This window comes from Klebsiella sp. SYXHC3 (genome assembly GCF_057196925.1).
In genome coordinates, this window is the sequence record NZ_JBXUNG010000003.1 from 47,316 (window position 1) to 62,315 (window position 15,000).

At 50.1% G+C, this 15,000-nt stretch carries 15 protein-coding genes and 1 tRNA gene; 5 read left to right on the top strand and 11 right to left on the bottom strand.

What is annotated here, in order from left to right; translation table 11 throughout:
• Position 1 precedes the first annotated feature (1 nt).
• The 4 genes from AC2CGP_RS09740 to ampR form a co-directional block, all read right to left on the bottom strand.
• Positions 2 to 2,527: a fimbria/pilus outer membrane usher protein gene (locus tag AC2CGP_RS09740; protein WP_045366693.1), complete on the bottom strand. Its 2,526-nt coding sequence runs from the start codon at positions 2,525 to 2,527 to the stop codon at positions 2 to 4.
• A gap of 90 nt (positions 2,528 to 2,617) precedes the next feature.
• Positions 2,618 to 3,301, bottom strand: coding sequence for a fimbrial biogenesis chaperone (locus AC2CGP_RS09745; RefSeq protein WP_026612391.1), 684 nt, complete (start codon positions 3,299 to 3,301; stop codon positions 2,618 to 2,620).
• A gap of 55 nt (positions 3,302 to 3,356) precedes the next feature.
• Positions 3,357 to 3,884 carry a fimbrial protein gene (locus AC2CGP_RS09750; RefSeq protein WP_015368070.1) on the bottom strand — a complete coding sequence of 176 codons (528 nt, stop codon included), beginning with the start codon at positions 3,882 to 3,884 and terminating at the stop codon, positions 3,357 to 3,359.
• Between the two features lie 457 nt (positions 3,885 to 4,341).
• Positions 4,342 to 5,220 (bottom strand): LysR family transcriptional regulator AmpR, encoded by an 879-nt coding sequence (gene ampR, locus AC2CGP_RS09755; protein WP_015704503.1) that lies wholly within the window; start codon positions 5,218 to 5,220, stop codon positions 4,342 to 4,344.
• Positions 5,221 to 5,362: 142 nt separating this feature from the next.
• On the opposite strand from ampR, the gene ampC-Kaer reads away from it, so the two are divergent.
• The gene (ampC-Kaer, locus tag AC2CGP_RS09760; RefSeq protein ID WP_213759333.1) at positions 5,363 to 6,508 is read left to right on the top strand and encodes an AmpC-Kaer family extended-spectrum class C beta-lactamase; all 1,146 of its coding nucleotides are present in this window, start codon (positions 5,363 to 5,365) and stop codon (positions 6,506 to 6,508) included.
• A 107-nt stretch (positions 6,509 to 6,615) separates the two neighbouring features.
• Here the strand turns inward: ampC-Kaer and AC2CGP_RS09765 are convergent, their stop codons facing one another.
• A complete protein-coding gene (locus AC2CGP_RS09765; protein ID WP_047078690.1) occupies positions 6,616 to 6,966 on the bottom strand; it encodes a DUF1493 family protein in 351 nt (116 codons plus the stop codon).
• Positions 6,960 to 7,406 (bottom strand): STM2901 family protein, encoded by a 447-nt coding sequence (locus AC2CGP_RS09770; RefSeq protein WP_047046046.1) that lies wholly within the window; start codon positions 7,404 to 7,406, stop codon positions 6,960 to 6,962. Before AC2CGP_RS09770 ends, AC2CGP_RS09765 begins: the two co-directional genes overlap by 7 nt.
• A gap of 280 nt (positions 7,407 to 7,686) precedes the next feature.
• On the opposite strand from AC2CGP_RS09770, the gene AC2CGP_RS09775 reads away from it, so the two are divergent.
• Together AC2CGP_RS09775 and AC2CGP_RS09780 are read left to right on the top strand one after the other, a co-directional pair.
• Positions 7,687 to 8,313, top strand: coding sequence for an ECs1377 family protein (locus AC2CGP_RS09775; protein ID WP_171830077.1), 627 nt, complete (start codon positions 7,687 to 7,689; stop codon positions 8,311 to 8,313).
• Positions 8,314 to 8,710: 397 nt separating this feature from the next.
• On the top strand, positions 8,711 to 9,517 hold the full coding sequence (locus AC2CGP_RS09780; RefSeq protein WP_045366681.1) for a DUF4225 domain-containing protein: 807 nt from the start codon (positions 8,711 to 8,713) through the stop codon (positions 9,515 to 9,517).
• On the opposite strand, the gene AC2CGP_RS09785 is transcribed toward AC2CGP_RS09780, so the two are convergent.
• From AC2CGP_RS09785 to AC2CGP_RS09795, 3 genes are all read right to left on the bottom strand, one after another.
• Positions 9,514 to 9,828 (bottom strand): hypothetical protein, encoded by a 315-nt coding sequence (locus AC2CGP_RS09785; RefSeq protein ID WP_045366680.1) that lies wholly within the window; start codon positions 9,826 to 9,828, stop codon positions 9,514 to 9,516. The two genes, AC2CGP_RS09780 and AC2CGP_RS09785, sit on opposite strands and share 4 nt — an antisense overlap.
• A 596-nt stretch (positions 9,829 to 10,424) precedes the next feature.
• Positions 10,425 to 10,718 carry a hypothetical protein gene (locus AC2CGP_RS09790; RefSeq protein ID WP_126027543.1) on the bottom strand — a complete coding sequence of 98 codons (294 nt, stop codon included), beginning with the start codon at positions 10,716 to 10,718 and terminating at the stop codon, positions 10,425 to 10,427.
• A 68-nt stretch (positions 10,719 to 10,786) separates the two neighbouring features.
• Positions 10,787 to 11,233 (bottom strand): hypothetical protein, encoded by a 447-nt coding sequence (locus AC2CGP_RS09795; RefSeq protein WP_225987862.1) that lies wholly within the window; start codon positions 11,231 to 11,233, stop codon positions 10,787 to 10,789.
• A 76-nt stretch (positions 11,234 to 11,309) separates the two neighbouring features.
• Between AC2CGP_RS09795 and AC2CGP_RS09800 the strand changes: the two genes are divergently transcribed.
• Together AC2CGP_RS09800 and AC2CGP_RS09805 are read left to right on the top strand one after the other, a co-directional pair.
• Positions 11,310 to 11,516 carry a hypothetical protein gene (locus tag AC2CGP_RS09800; protein WP_045366676.1) on the top strand — a complete coding sequence of 69 codons (207 nt, stop codon included), beginning with the start codon at positions 11,310 to 11,312 and terminating at the stop codon, positions 11,514 to 11,516.
• Between the two features lie 456 nt (positions 11,517 to 11,972).
• Positions 11,973 to 12,887: a hypothetical protein gene (locus AC2CGP_RS09805; RefSeq protein WP_045366674.1), complete on the top strand. Its 915-nt coding sequence runs from the start codon at positions 11,973 to 11,975 to the stop codon at positions 12,885 to 12,887.
• Between the two features lie 667 nt (positions 12,888 to 13,554).
• On the opposite strand, the gene AC2CGP_RS09810 is transcribed toward AC2CGP_RS09805, so the two are convergent.
• Positions 13,555 to 13,627, bottom strand: a tRNA-Thr gene (locus tag AC2CGP_RS09810).
• 114 nt (positions 13,628 to 13,741) lie between these two features.
• Positions 13,742 to 14,995 carry a glutamate-5-semialdehyde dehydrogenase gene (gene proA / locus AC2CGP_RS09815; RefSeq protein ID WP_015368076.1) on the bottom strand — a complete coding sequence of 418 codons (1,254 nt, stop codon included), beginning with the start codon at positions 14,993 to 14,995 and terminating at the stop codon, positions 13,742 to 13,744.
• Positions 14,996 to 15,000: the final 5 nt, after the last annotated feature.

The following is a 15,000-nucleotide window of genomic DNA, read 5'->3' on the forward strand; positions in this document are numbered from 1 at the left end:
GTTATTTACAGGTCAGGGAGACGACCTGATAACCACCGGGTTGATCGGCTTGAATAGCAGGTAACTCTGGCACCGTCAGGCTGCAGGAGGCGTCGGCATCGTCGCCCCATTTCATCTGCAGGCGGTCGCCGCTCTGAACGCCGGAAACGTAGGCTTCGCCGCGGGTACCGACCACACCGACATGTTCGCCGTTCTGGCCGAAGATATTGGCGCCAATCACCGGCACGCTGCCGTCCGCCAGTTTGGCGTGGATAAGCAGGCTCTGGCCGAGATGCGTTTCAAAGGTCACGCGGCCGATGGCGCGCTCGGTCGGCACGATATCTTTCGCCGCCAGCGGAATTTCAAGGCCGTTGCCGATATCCGAAGTACGCAGCGCGACGCGGTTGTGGCGATACGGCATCGCAGAAGTGAGCACCGCGTAGCCGAAGCGGTCAATCGCTACCCCTGGCTGGTTTTCCAGACGCACGCCCTGCGCCCCTTTCGCTTTCACCACCACGAAGGTGTTCTGCAGCGGCTGCGACAGGGTGACGCCGCCGGAGTGCGCGACCACGCCGCCGGAGACGTTCAGCGAAGTCTGCTGATAGTTGTTGTTGTAGCTGTAGCCCAGATCGACGTTACCCATGCTGCCCAGATAACCCAGGTTGACCAGGCTGGTATCGCCGCCGTGCTGGGTGTGGCCGCTCTGTACGAAGTAATTCATACGGTTGTCATCAAGCAGCGTGCCGCTCATCCCGGCGCTGTAGCCGCTACCGCTCTGCTTGCTGTTAGAGGCGTTAAAGTTAACCGTGCTTTCGTGGTCCGGGCCAAAGATGTTGATTGGCACCGAGACGTTCAGGTTAACGCTGTTGTCGCTATAGCCGTAGTTACTGCGGCTGTTCTGGTAAAACACGCCGACGCTGACGCGATTCCAGGTGGTGTTGAAACCGGTCTGGATGGTGCGGTCGTATGCGGAGGTGTTCCAGTAGTTCTGACGGATAAAGGTCGCGTACAGCGAAGCGCCGGCGATGTGCTGGTTGACCGTCATCTCGACGCGCTGGCGTTTGTTGTTGTACTGCTGCGAGTCGTAGTAACGACGGCGCTGGTTTTGCGTCGCCCAATCCGGCGCGCCGGTTTTATCGTCGCTCTGATCGTAATACTGGGTGTGGTAGAAACCGTTCTGCCAGTTGTTACGTTCAGCTACCGCGTCGGAGAAGTCATAGAAGCCCGACGTCGAATAACGGTAGCCGGCGATCTGCACGTCGGTACCGAGGGTGTTGAGCGATTTGGAATAGAGGAAGCGTACGCTGGCGCCGCGTTTGTTCTCGCCGGAAGCCAGATCGGTATCAGACCATGAGGCGTCAACGGAGGCCGCCCCGTATTCGCCCATGTTTTTACCCAGCCCGACCACGCCGGAGCGATAGTGCTCGGCCATGATAATCCCGCCGTATGGCGTATAGTCGGAGCCGGCGCCGTGGGCCACGGTGCCTTGGATAAATTGCGGCTGATAATTATTGGTGCCGTCGTGGTATTTACCCGCGGTCACCTGATACTCCCAGATCCCGTCGCGCAGCATATTCGGCACGGAGGAGTAAGGCAGGGTGAAGCTATGGCGTGAGCCATCCGCCTCGATAACCGTCACGGCTAAGTCGCCGCTGAGGGTGCTTGGCGAAATATCGGTCAGCGCGAACGGTCCCGGCGGCACCACGGTGCTGTATACGGTATAGCCGTTCTGGCGCACTTCGACGCGGGCGTTGGTATTGGCGACGCCGCGTACGACCGGCGCGTAGCCGCGACGGCTGTCCGGCAGCATTTCCGGGACGCTGGAAATCTGCGCGCCGCGGAACTGGAAGCTATCGAACACGTTATTATTGGTGTTGCTCTGGCCAATCTGAATACGGCTGCGCCACGAGGCGATATCGGTTTCCGCCCAGGTGGAAATCGGGTTCCACTGCTCTTTTTGCCCGGTCTGTTTTGACAGGGAAGAGTTGTTGCGAAAACGCCACGCGCCGACGTTAAGGCCGTTATTGAGGGTCAGGAAGTAGTAGTCGCTGTCCTGTTTGCCGCTGCCGCTGGAAAAACGGGAGTGGCTGCCGCTGAAGGCATAGTTAACGAAACCGGCGTTAATACCGTCGTCATAGACCAGCGGCGAAATCTCGCCCTGTGGTCGCGCTTCGAGTTCGGTTTGCGGTACGGAGATGTTCAGTTCCTGCAGCGCGGCGTTCCAGCTCACGCTACTGCCAGGAATATTTTTTACCAGATCGTAGCAGGCGCTACTGCCGGCGGTGTCCGGTACCAGAACGCCGTATGAACGGTAACTGTCGGCATCTAAACAGAAATAGCCCGGGGTGTTAGGCGTATCTTTTTTAAATTCGATTTCCCGGTGATCGACGCGATTTTTATTCAGGTAAATATCGAAGGCATATTTACCTGGTAAAATATCGTCGCCGGTAGAGAGGTTTTGCACCAGCGAGGCGTTATTCGCCCCGCGGATGAAAGAGGTATTGAATTGCTCTTCGGCATTGACAAATGGTGTCGCCAGTAATGACATTGTCGAGGCGTAAACAGCAAAGCGAACGTGCTGCGCCAGACATCCAGGGATCGTCCTTATTTTATTATGGCTAGCCATTGTATTGCTCTCTTACTGAATGCGGATATCTTTAATTTCCGTATGTCCGCCAAAATCATTGATAAAAGTGAATGACATCTGATCCGCTGCCGCCGCGCCGGCTGGCAATTTGATGTTCAGAGAGTCCATGGGTTTAACCATGTCAGCATTCACTTTCCAGGTCTTCGCGCCGCTCTTCAGCGTCAGTACGCCGAAAGTCACGTGCAGCGGACCTTTGTTAGTCACGACCAGATCGTTACCTTGCTTACGCCAGGTCAGGGCCTGCGCTTCCTTTTGCAAGGTGGTTTTCAGCGTGGTAGGGCGGTAGAACAGCTTCACGCGGGTACGGATCGCAATCTGCAGTACGTTTTCTTGTTTCGCCGAAGGCGGAATTTCCTGCACGTTAATCCAGTACACGGTTTCGCGGTCGGTCGGTAATCCGCTGCCGGAATAAACAAAGCGCAAAATAGCGTCTTTATTGCCCGCCAGTTTTAAAATCGGCGGAATAGCCTGCATCGGTAAATTGGTTGGCGTTGCGGTGGCGTCACCGGTATCAAGCCAGGTCTGAACCATCCATGTTTCATCGGTATCATTGTGAATGGATAACGCCGCAGATTTTTCCCCGCCGTTATAAATAACCCGAGTCTGATCGACCTGAATACCCGCAAAAGTATCCAGCGAGACAAATAACAATAAAGCGGTTAATAACTTTTTCATTTCACGTTCCAAATAATGGTACCGGCCATCCATGGCCAAAAACATTTATCCGTAATTATTTGTACTCGATGGTAAAGGTGGCGTTTGCGTTAGCAGAGCCAGCTTCCACGGTTTTCAGGAAAGATTTGTAGCGAGCTTTCAGATTGAATACCGCAGTGCCGCTGTTGTCGTCAGACGCTGCAACGTTAACCCACGGGGAGTTGTCGTCTGCGCTCTGGTTGATCGGGACGATTTTTTCGTCGTTGGTCAGGATTTCGATACCTACGCCTTTCGCGTTATCAACGGACAGCAGGTTCGGGTTACCAGCAACGGTCGCACCGTCGAAGCGCAGGGAGTAATCACCGGCTTCACATTTTTCCAGGTTGATGGTGAACGCTTTAGAAGCGGTAACATCGCCAACAGCGTTGAACGCGGTAGTCGGGTATTTACCGATGAAAACGTCTTTGTTCTGGTCGGTAGAAGTCACAGTACAGGTTGACTGGATGATTTCACCGGTGAAGTTGACCTTGCCGTTAACTGCGTAAGCACTGGTGGCGGACGCGGACAGGATCAGTGCTACAACAGGCAGTAATTTCTTATTCATTTTAACTCCATGTACTTAAGGGGATAACCATAGTGGTAATCAAACACGGCAAGCGAATACCGTGCAGATGGGTATCCAGATAACCTATGTTGGCGTGTTGATCGCGATGAAATATACAGCAACAGTTTTCGCGTTTTGATTGCTTCGGTGACTTAATTACAGAAAATTAATAGACATAAACGATGCACTTGATCGGACTTATCTGATATTGGCAACCATAATAATTTTATGGTCAGCGGGTGGCTGGAGAGGATGTCATGGGGACGGGTAATTAATTAAAATGTTGTTTTTAAAGTTTTTTATTGTTTTTGTTTATCAGGGGGAAAACGTTTCTGCGCAGGCAAGGGCAAATTAAAAACGCTGCATAATCCAGCGCTATGCATAATGTGTAAGCGTTATTTCCAAATGTTTCCTATTTCCTTCGGGAGCTCTTCTGATGGCGCATTACTCCGCCGAATTAACCCCCTTTTAAGGCCTCCGCCAGCCAGCGGGAAAAATGCAACATTGCCGGCGTTTCCGGACGCGATTGCAAACGTGTCAGCCAGTAGTTGCCGAGATCGATATGAATCTTAAACGGCTGCACAATGCGTTTTTCTTCCAGCAGATGGCTGAACATTTTTACCGGGGCAATAGCCACGCCTAAGCCTGCCTGCGCCGCTTCCAGCATGGTCACGGATGAGTCGAAGACAATAACCCGATGGGTTGGCGAAGGCGGCAATTCTCCCGCTGCCTGCATCCACGCCGACCATTCGTCTCGGCGATAAGAACGCAGCAGCGTGAACTGCAAAATATCCTTCGGTGTATTTAGCCGGGCAGCTAACGACGGGGCGCACAGAGCGGAGAGTGGGGCGGCGCACAGATACTGCGCGGCGGTATCATGCCAGGCGCCGCCGCCAAAGCGAATCACATAATCCAGCCCCTCGGCGGCGGGGTCGACGCGATTATTATGGGTGGATATCTGCAAATCGATATGCGGACACTCGCGCCAGAAGGCTGGCAGCAGCGGGAACAGCACACCCGTGGCGAAAGTGCCGACTACGCCGATCTTGAGCTTCTCCTGCGCCTGGTGACCGGTGAAACGGTCTAGCATCCCGGCAATCCTTTCAAACGACTCATTGAGTACCGGTAACAGGCCTTCTCCTTCGGTGGTGAGCTTGAGGCCGCGCGACACGCGAACGAACAGCTGACAGTTAAGATGTTCCTCCAGCGTCTTCACATGCTGGCTGATGGCGGAGTGGGTGACGTTGAGCTCAATCGCCGCGCGGGTAAAACTGAGATGCCGGGCGGCCGCTTCAAAGGCCCGTAGTGAATTGAGAGGAAGATAGCTGCGTGTCATAACATTATCCGTTAGAAAAATTAAAGCCTGCTGCTAAATTTAACAGTTTGTCAGCGCAGTGCAAAACACCGACACTGAGCGCGTCTGAAGGGCCCGGACGAGAGTGGATATTGAGCGAGAACCGATAATGGAAAAATACTTCATGATGAAAACATCCCTTACAGGCGTACTGCTGCTGGGCGCCTCATTTTCGACTTTTGCCGCGCCGCAAACGGCGGAGCAGCTTCGCGAACTGGTCAATCAGACCATCACGCCGTTAATGAAAGAACAGGCGATACCGGGCATGGCGGTGGCGGTGATCTATCACGGCAAACCCTATTATTTCACCTGGGGCCAGGCCGATGTTGCCGGGCAGCGTCCGGTGACGCGACAGACGTTGTTTGAGCTGGGCTCTGTTAGTAAGACTTTCACCGGCGTGCTGGGCGGCGATGCGGTGGCGCGCGGTGAAATTAAGCTCAGCGATCCGGCGCAGAAGTACTGGCCGCAGCTCACCGGCCAGCAGTGGCAGGGGATCTCGCTGCTGCATCTCGCCACCTATACCGCAGGCGGTCTGCCGCTGCAGGTGCCGGACGAGGTGACGGATGAAGCGGCATTACTGCGTTACTATCAGAACTGGCAACCGCAGTGGGCGCCGGGTAGTAAACGGCTGTACGCCAATGCCAGCATTGGCCTGTTCGGCGCGCTGGCGGTGAAACCTTCCGGCATGAGCTTTGAACAGGCGATGAGCCAGCGGGTATTGCAGCCGTTAAAACTGAGCCACACCTGGATTAACGTACCGCCCGCCCAGAGCAAGGACTACGCCTGGGGTTATCGTGACGGTAAAGCGGTACATGTTTCGCCGGGGCAGCTGGACGCTGAGGCTTACGGCGTGAAGTCGAGCATTGAGGATATGGCGCACTGGGTGCTGGCGAATATGAACCGCGAGACGGTGCAGGATAAAAACCTGCGGCAGGGGATCCAGCTGGCGCAGTCGCGCTACTGGCGGGCTGGGGAGATGTATCAGGGGCTCGGCTGGGAGATGCTGAACTGGCCGGTGTCGCCCGAGGTGCTGATTAACGGCAGTGATAATAAGGTAGCGCTTGCCGCGACGCCGGTAACGGCGGTCAATCCGCCCGCGCCGCCGGTGAAAGCCTCCTGGGTACATAAAACCGGCTCCACCGGCGGTTTCGGCAGCTACGTGGCTTTTATCCCGCAACAGGATCTCGGTATCGTGATGCTGGCGAATAAAAGCTACCCCATCCCGGAGCGGGTGAAGGCGGCGTATCATATTCTTGAGGCGCTGCAGTAAGGACGTTTGCGCTGCGTTTACCTGGGCTACGGGTTGGCACTAACCGGTAGCCCGGATAAGGCGCAGCGCGCCGCTATCCGGGACAGGGCCACTTTATTTTCAAACAACTAACGATACAGCCATCTCCCAGCCTGTGCTGACGCAATGAGCATCGCGAGTGTTAACGGCTCCGGTGTGCGCGGAGAAATGCGTTTGGATTTCGGTAATAGGAAATTAGGGAGGAAACCCTGTTCGGGAGGCCAATAATTAAATAAATCAAATGCATCTTGCTTTACATTAAACTGACGGAAATACGATTGCATGATGTCATCGCCACTTTCTCTGGCCCAGGGATAATCGCCCGTATTGAGTGATAAATCCGCATTCACCTGCTGCTTTTTGCCGGTAAGTGTCGGCTTGTTCCATTGTGTTTCATACCATGCCAGAACGGCTGCTGCGATATTATCTTGATCTACCATAATTTATCGTCACCTCTGGCAATGGCGTTGTATCTAGTGGTTGCTTTTATTGATACATAAATTACATCCCCTGTCAGGTAAATAATCCCGAGGATGGGTATCCAGCGTCCAACGAATGCTCCCAGATTGGTGACATAGCTCCATCTAAGATTACGGATGGATTGGTTGGTTAACGTCGGGAGCCTGACTTTTAAATCATTGTGGAAAACCTTCCGTAACTCATGGCTCAAAATGCTCGTCCCTTTAGTCGCTCCGCCTGGTTTTGTCCGGGTATTTTTTATAGGTTGACCAAGCATGATTAACGCAATGGTCATGATGTCATCTACTCCAAAATGAATGGCTGCAGTATCGAGAAAAATCCAAAAAAGAAGTTCATGGGACGAGAGGTTTGACTTGCCATTGTAATAATATGTTCCATTAACTTGTTCTGTTGTGTCCATTTTTATATCCCAGTAATGCTATTTTTACGCAATGTAGCTGCCTGGTTTATTGGAAACAATAACTGTTGATATAAACGTTTTCTGAAAAATAGCTCTTATTAAATGTTCTGTTAAATCATTTAATCAATTAATAAAAATTTCTTTTCTCATCTATTTTTATTTGTTCAGCTAATATTCCCTGGTGAAGTTAGTGCATGATGATTTAAAGCGAACTGCTACTTGCGAATGGACGCAATCTGCTGAAAACTAACAGCGAGATGGCGAACCACAGGGAACGGCAATGGCTGGACGTATCGACTACCAGATTGAAAAATTTCAGTTCATCGAGCGCAACGAATCTCCGCGTATTACCCGCCAGTGGGCGGAAGTTATTGCTGAATGTCAGCAGGAAAAGGCGAACAGTGAAACGCGTTTGCGTACTGCATTGCTGAATGTCGACTACGCCACCAGCTTCGAACTGCCGTTTCGTTTATTGCTTATCCGCGCCCCGCAGCTGGTGGATCGCTTACGCCATGCGCTGGCGCTGAATCAAAAGAACGTGGTGATTAATGGTAAGAAGCGCGGCTGCGTTTACAGCCTGAAAGCCGATCTCAGCGCCGTTCCGGATGAATTTCGTTATCGCTTTGTGAGCCGGATTATTCGCAGCGGGCCGGATGCGGTTTCCGCCGCGCCCTATCAACAGCTGGCAAAAGAGATAAAGGCGCCGCGCGAGCGGTTACGTCTGGCGCTGGAAAGCGGCTTGCAGGTCAATGCGCTGGATGGGCTGTTCTGGTTTGGCATCCAGCGTATCGCCGCGGATATTTCGGCGCTGCGTTCTGCGGGAATGGCGATTACGACTGCGGAAGTGGAGGTGGCGGATAGTCTGACCAGAACCACACGAATGATAGCGGTGTATCAGGTGGGGTGAGTTTTTGACAGTAACCGGGATAAAGTGTTTCATAAAAGTTAGGTGGAAACCATATCCCGATATTGATGATACATATTTATCGACGTAACCCGAATCCATTCTATAAATTAATGGTGTTTGTATTGGTTAAAGTGGTAGGGAGAATGTTAATGTTTTTCTGGGAAATAAATTTGATGTTGGTTTGCTTTGTTGGTATTTAATAGAGAGAGTCGATTGAAATCAATAGTGCAGTTGTTCGGGGGGATTTATACTTCAAGTAAGATTACAACCGTCAGGATGTCACCTGTGTATTATGAGAACATGTAATAAATGTCTTAGATATATTCCAGTGTTGCGTGAAAATGATGGGGAAAAGAAATCGGAAATAAAACAACCACATGTGTGGTGAGGAAGCATTATGGATATCATGCTGTTTAACAGGGGCTGGAATAGAACCTGGTCAGATACAATGGTGAATTTGGAAGCCCGGAAACTTATAGAAACAGCAAACAGGCTGTCAGCATTCCATCTGCATGATGGCCTGACACGGATAAAGTTCGTTGAAGAGATAAAACAGGTCGTAGAAAAAGAATTTGCAGCAGCACGGCGGGCCAAAACAGACGAGGAATGTGTCGCATGCATCAAAAATCTGCGCGCTGAAACAAATAACCTGGAAGAACAAGGACGCCTGTTAAGAACCAGAGTCGCGCAGCTTTATGCAAAGATCGAGTTCGTTAGGGAAAATAATAAAATCGTCGGATATGTGATTTCAGCCATTCAAGTTGTGGTTTCTGGAATGGCTATTGCTGGCGGTGTTTTGATGGTTTCGACAATGACGCCTATAGGTATGCTGGCTGGAGCTATCCTTGTAATGGATGGAATCAATGGTCTCTCAAAAGAAATCATTCCTGGTATTTATGGCAAGGAATTTAAGACACAAGGGTTTGTAGCTGATGGTGCTATGGAAATGGCTCACTTTATGGGGTTCAAGCCGGAAACAGGACTAGCGCTTTATAACACACTTACATTAGGTGCGAGTGTTTATAGCATCTTCGGATTAGCAAGCAAACCTGAAGCGTGGAGGCTTTTTAGATGGATGCCTCGTGATTTCTATCGGCAGGTTGATACGATGAGTCGACCAAAAATAACAATGAAAATAGTAGGCTATGGACTCAAGGCTAAAGTTATTTTTGACTTGTTTTCCACAGAAGCGCCATACCATTAAACTCTATTTTTTCTCAAGAACCGCCAGGATTTGTAAGACAGGACTGGCGGCTGTATAAATAGAACAATGCCGATAGCGATCAGAATTGATATTCCACCACCAACCACGGTTTCTTTTGCAGAAAACACTACTAAAATGATAAAAACCATCAGGCAAGATGATGTTATCCATAAAATAACCCTGAATCGATTTGCCAGATCCTGGATCGCTTCCCCTAACGTTCCGCCGTAGCTTTCAATGTTGTTCTTTATCTTCTGCAAATCTGATGGTGTAAACCCAGAATGTAATAAAGCCTCATCAGTCACTTTCATATCCTATCATCCTTTATCTCGCAGAAAGTTGTTTCTCACTAGCTGATTGTGCAAACAATCATACTGATGGAATTTACTGTAAGCCAGCCAAAACTTTGCGGCAGACACTATCTAACGCTTGGGTTGATAAGAACTCCGATGGAGGTAGGAAGATTTCTGTCATGATGTGTTGTCCTTATTGTGGCCACTCTCCTCAGGGATATACTCAGTATGTCGGAACATCTCTAAAAGTGAATGGGCCGTTTTACCGGGATGCTTACACTATGACTGCCATCCTAACCCCCCCCTGATGGTGCGGGGCGGATATTTTTCGGGCAGAACATCAGAAGAGGGGGTGCTTGTTTACATTTTTCTCGTGGGGGGACAGGTGGGTTTCAGGATGTGGCGTGAGCCACACGCCGAAACCTACACTTCATCAAGATTTCAGCTATCACAGGAGCGCAACTATATACACTCCTGAAGTGAATCAAAATAAAACCCACATTACTTTAGTGGTAACACTTTTGTGATGCGAGAGTCGATCTCTACCGCAATTCTGTTTTGAAGAAAAACTAAGCAGACATTGCCATTTTCGCCTATTTGCCTATCAAACGATTCTAGTCATCAAAAGGTGCGATATAGACTAAATTAAACATGTCCCCATTAGATGTCCTAACAGTCAGTTTTTCCCAATCAACAATCGCATGGTCTGGAAGGTTGGGAGTAATCCATGCGCTTTGATATGTTCGATTGCCTTTTAATGTAAAATTACCTTTAGCGGTTAATTCTTGAGCAGGTCCTGCAAGAGGATTCAACTCATACCACCATACCCCTCCATCATTTCTTAAATTTCCATATAGTGGGTTTCCATCAGCATCTTGAATTTGATAAAAATCCTTTAAATCACTCATGTTTCTAACCTACCTCTATTTTTTATTGTCGACGGCAGTAATACCACAGGTCCATTATGATAGATTCTTTACTTAAGCTCAGTTGAGGTGGATGTAACGAGATGTTCCCAAGGTAAATCCTCATTGGCAGGCATCCCGGACAGTGTTCTTGCGTATAACTCAGCCTCGACATAGCTCCCGAAATTTTGGCTGGCGAGACATTCTGAGGCATACGACATAACTACGCTCCACCCTGCATCTCTTTCATAAATAGAGATAATCTTTCCGTCACTTTTCTTCATCTCTTGCATTACTCGTCCCATGACTCCCCCAGTAGAATGCTTTTTGATTAGTATATGGAATGTACCATTCATATTATCAATCAAATTCTTTCGAAAGCCAGATTTTAGACAATAGCAGCCATTTAGCGCCGCGATGGGACACCATAAAAGCGCTGTAGGCGCATCATTGGGGGAGGCAGGAACACCAATTGAGACAATCAGTAAGATGCTGAACCATAGCAGCCCAGCAGTCACTATAACGTACCTTGATATTACTCAGGACGAGGTGAACCAGATCTACCACGAGCTGAACATTTAAGGAGAGCGGGAAATGAAGAAGCTTTTAATATGTGCGCTGGCACTTCTGCCGGTGGCGGCTCATGCAGGTAAAATCACAATGAGCAACCCCGACGAACAAGAGTTAAAGGGCGGGAAGCGGCTTTGCACCTATGAGAACAGCATTTACCTGTTTACCTATGTTACTAAAGGAGAGTGTAAATATACGAAAACGTTCAACACCGAGGACAACGAAAAGTAGTTAACTTCAAGCACACCTCTTTCTCAAAGTTACCAGTAACTTGCACCTAATTATTTATAACAACGTCGAAGAAATCAGCACTCGATCAAATTTTGATTTTTTTTTCTGGTTTATTGACATCTTCTCCAGCCCTTATACGGCGTGGACTTAGCGATTATTACGCCTCCGCAACCTCAAATTAACGTCAAAATCAACCCTTGTGCTAAGAAGAATCCTTAATAGAATATTGCTTATGTAGTATCCAGGCATAATCAAGTTACTACATGTAGTGCCCGTGTCTGAATTTTAGACATAAAAAAGCCGGATTCACTTGTGCGAATCCGGCCTATGAAGCATGACCACCATGAGTTTGCAGACTCATAACGATTGTTAGCCTCGACATCATTTTTGACGACTTGATTGTGCCAGGCTTGGTTGGTTGTGTAAACCATAAGTTTTTACGCAAAAGGAATTACCATGCTTATTCAGAAAAAGCGAATTAGAAACATCAACAACTACATCACTGTTTTTGATGGCAGAGATGTATTTATCGCTCATGCACTGCCAAGCCAACAAAAGGGGCAATCAATTGGGTTCACTGCTAACCAATCTCTTGGAGAGGAAGTTCTTCCTCAAATCGTTGGTGCAATAACTCGCTTCAACGCCAACGGGAAATCAGTGCCAGACAAAACGTTGCCTAAAGAAACCGCTTATCGGCAGGTATCATGGACCTGGAAAAAATGGGTTGGTAGAGGCGAGACTGAAGAGGTCACTGAGACTCGAGAAATGGAGTATCAACGTTACCAAAGGATTTTCACTCCACCACCAAGTATCGAGTTGAAAATTGTTGAGAACTTGAATGGTCAAAAGCTAGTGATTTCACCTAAGTTGACTTTGACAGAAGAAAACAAAGACCTTGTAACACATTGCGTTAACTTGTTTTTAGAGTTATTTGGTCTTTGCGAAGTTGTTGACGAAGATCTCAACACTATCGTTACTACTCAATCTATAAAACTAAACTGGAGTCTCCTCCCTCAAGGACAATATCCTTGGACCACCATTGGTTCGCAAATTATGTCAGCTATCAAACCGAGAGGAAAAGGAAATGCTGCTGTTGTAGAGGGTAGACTTGAACTCATTAACAGTAAGCAACCTGATTTTGTCGCTGTCGGAAGAGCTGGCTTCCAGGGATATGTAATTTTTGGGTTCCCCAATCACAATACCTACGTATTGGAAAGCTCGCAATGTAACAATGCAACCTATATTTTTAACAACGATTGGCAACAATTATCCCAGCTAACTAAAGCTGAGATATTAGATGGAAATTTGCACCGCGCCAGAGTAATTCATCGAAGAAACTGGGCTGCTGAAATCCTCAGATACTTACCTTAACAGCCATGAGTGCGGGAGCTATGTTTCCCGCATTTTTCCTAATGATATACATTTAACTTCAGACAATAGAAGCCATAAAGCCCCGTTAGTGGTACAAACAACAAGCGGAGCGTAGCGACTTCATCAGGCCAACCTAGTTGGTTTCGCTTTGCGAAAGTCACCAGTGACCAAATCAGATTGTCAGAGGGTTCACACCTTATCAGGGTGCTCGTGTACCTTTCGGAGCGTGAGCGAAGCGCTTGCAGAGCCGGATCTGTAGCTTCCGGGGCATTACCACTATTCACCTGTTTACGCAGCCACAAGGCCGCACATCGGGCTTAAATGCGTGTGAACAATCTGTTTCGGGAGGATTTAGAGACGTTGGCAGCGTCATCAGCTTCGAGTTGATAGCGGTTCATGTGGACTGTTATCCGGTTCGATAATAAGCAGGTTACAACCCTGCGATAAAGATTATCGAATGAACCAATGGTTCACCGAGCATCGGCCCCGTTCACGCTTTGTACCTGTTCGAGCTTTACAACTACAGGCCGCTACGTGCTAACATCCCTGAGTAGCCACTGTTAACCATAGCGGCAACTGTTGGTCATAGAATCCCTTAAAAGAAGATCGTAACTTGAGAGGGAAATACTCTTTAATTTATTGTTTTTAATGGATTTTGTTGTGTGAGTGCCGATAATAGGAGTCGAACCTACGACCTTCGCATTACGAATGCGCTGCTCTACCAACTGAGCTATATCGGCCCTGAAAGGACGCGTTCACCTGCGTGAAGCACGGGATAGAAGGTTAAAACTAAGTGGGTGATGCGTCAATGCCCTTTCGAATCAAACGGCTACTTTTGCATCACCCGCTTAGCGTTAAGCACGAATGGTATCGTCGCCGAAACCAATCCACTTATAGGTAGTCAGCGCTTCCAGGCCCATCGGCCCGCGGGCGTGCAGCTTCTGGGTGCTGACCGCCACCTCCGCGCCGAGGCCGAACTGGCCACCGTCGGTGAATCGGGTAGAAGCGTTAACGTATACCGCCGACGAATCCACTTCATTAATAAAGCGATTCGCATGGCGCAGGGTACGCGTCAGAATGGCATCGGAATGCTGGGTGCCGTGCGCGCGAATATGGGCAATCGCCTCATCGAGGTCGGCGACAACTTTCACGTTCAGATCCAGCGACAAATACTCGTCGTCGTACTGCTCCGCTTTCACCGGCTCCACCTTCGCCGGACCATTCTGCAGGAGGGGCAGGGCGGCCGGGTCGGCGTGCAGCGTCACGCCGCTCTCCGCCATCTGTTTGCTCAGCGCAGGCAGGAAGGTATCGGCGATATTACGGTGTACCAGCAGCGTCTCGGCGGTATTGCAGGTGCTCGGGCGTTGGGTCTTGGCGTTAACGATGATCTTCAACGCCGGTGCGATCTCTGCCGAATCGTCGACGAAAATATGACACACGCCGATACCGCCGGTGATCACCGGGATCGTGGATTGTTCGCGGCACAGCTTATGCAGGCCTGCGCCGCCGCGCGGGATCAGCATATCGATGTATTTATCCATCTTCAGCATTTCGCCGACCAGCGCGCGATCCGGGCTCTCGATTGCCTGCACCGCGGCAGCCGGCAGGCCGCACTCCTGCAGCGCCTGCTGAATCACTTTCACCGTCGCGGCGTTGGTGCGCCAGGTCTCTTTACCGCCGCGCAGAATAGCCGCGTTGCCGGTCTTCAGGCACAGAGAGGCGACATCGACGGTCACGTTCGGCCGCGCTTCATAAATCACGCCGATCACTCCCAGCGGTACGCGGCGACGTTCGATACGCAGGCCGCTATCCAGCAGACCACCGTCAATCACCTGGCCGACCGGATCCGCCAGGCTACACACCTGACGCACGTCATCGGCGATGCCGCGCAGGCGCGCCGGCGTCAGCGCCAGGCGATCGAGCATCGCGTCGCTCAGGCCATTGGCGCGGGCGTCGCTGAGATCTTCGGCGTTGGCGCGCAGGATCTCTTCGGTCTGCGCTTCCAGATAATCAGCAATCTTGTTGAGAACCTGATTTTTCTCGCGGCTGGAAAGCAGCGCGAGTTGGTAAGAGGCCGCTTTGGCCGCAATGCCCATTTGTTCCAGCATTTTCA

What these genes read in the sequence shown, in the direction of transcription:
- AC2CGP_RS09740 (WP_045366693.1), bottom strand. Translation starts at nt 2,527, where the DNA reads ATGTCATTACTGGCGACACCATTTGTCAATGCCGAAGAGCAATTCAAT.
- AC2CGP_RS09745 (WP_026612391.1), bottom strand. Translation starts at nt 3,301, where the DNA reads ATGAAAAAGTTATTAACCGCTTTATTGTTATTTGTCTCGCTGGATACT.
- AC2CGP_RS09750 (WP_015368070.1), bottom strand. Translation starts at nt 3,884, where the DNA reads ATGAATAAGAAATTACTGCCTGTTGTAGCACTGATCCTGTCCGCGTCC.
- ampR (WP_015704503.1), bottom strand. Translation starts at nt 5,220, where the DNA reads ATGACACGCAGCTATCTTCCTCTCAATTCACTACGGGCCTTTGAAGCG.
- ampC-Kaer (WP_213759333.1), top strand. Translation starts at nt 5,363, where the DNA reads ATGATGAAAACATCCCTTACAGGCGTACTGCTGCTGGGCGCCTCATTT.
- AC2CGP_RS09765 (WP_047078690.1), bottom strand. Translation starts at nt 6,966, where the DNA reads ATGGTAGATCAAGATAATATCGCAGCAGCCGTTCTGGCATGGTATGAA.
- AC2CGP_RS09770 (WP_047046046.1), bottom strand. Translation starts at nt 7,406, where the DNA reads ATGGACACAACAGAACAAGTTAATGGAACATATTATTACAATGGCAAG.
- AC2CGP_RS09775 (WP_171830077.1), top strand. Translation starts at nt 7,687, where the DNA reads ATGGCTGGACGTATCGACTACCAGATTGAAAAATTTCAGTTCATCGAG.
- AC2CGP_RS09780 (WP_045366681.1), top strand. Translation starts at nt 8,711, where the DNA reads ATGGATATCATGCTGTTTAACAGGGGCTGGAATAGAACCTGGTCAGAT.
- AC2CGP_RS09785 (WP_045366680.1), bottom strand. Translation starts at nt 9,828, where the DNA reads ATGAAAGTGACTGATGAGGCTTTATTACATTCTGGGTTTACACCATCA.
- AC2CGP_RS09790 (WP_126027543.1), bottom strand. Translation starts at nt 10,718, where the DNA reads ATGAGTGATTTAAAGGATTTTTATCAAATTCAAGATGCTGATGGAAAC.
- AC2CGP_RS09800 (WP_045366676.1), top strand. Translation starts at nt 11,310, where the DNA reads ATGAAGAAGCTTTTAATATGTGCGCTGGCACTTCTGCCGGTGGCGGCT.
- AC2CGP_RS09805 (WP_045366674.1), top strand. Translation starts at nt 11,973, where the DNA reads ATGCTTATTCAGAAAAAGCGAATTAGAAACATCAACAACTACATCACT.
- proA (WP_015368076.1), bottom strand. Translation starts at nt 14,995, where the DNA reads ATGCTGGAACAAATGGGCATTGCGGCCAAAGCGGCCTCTTACCAACTC.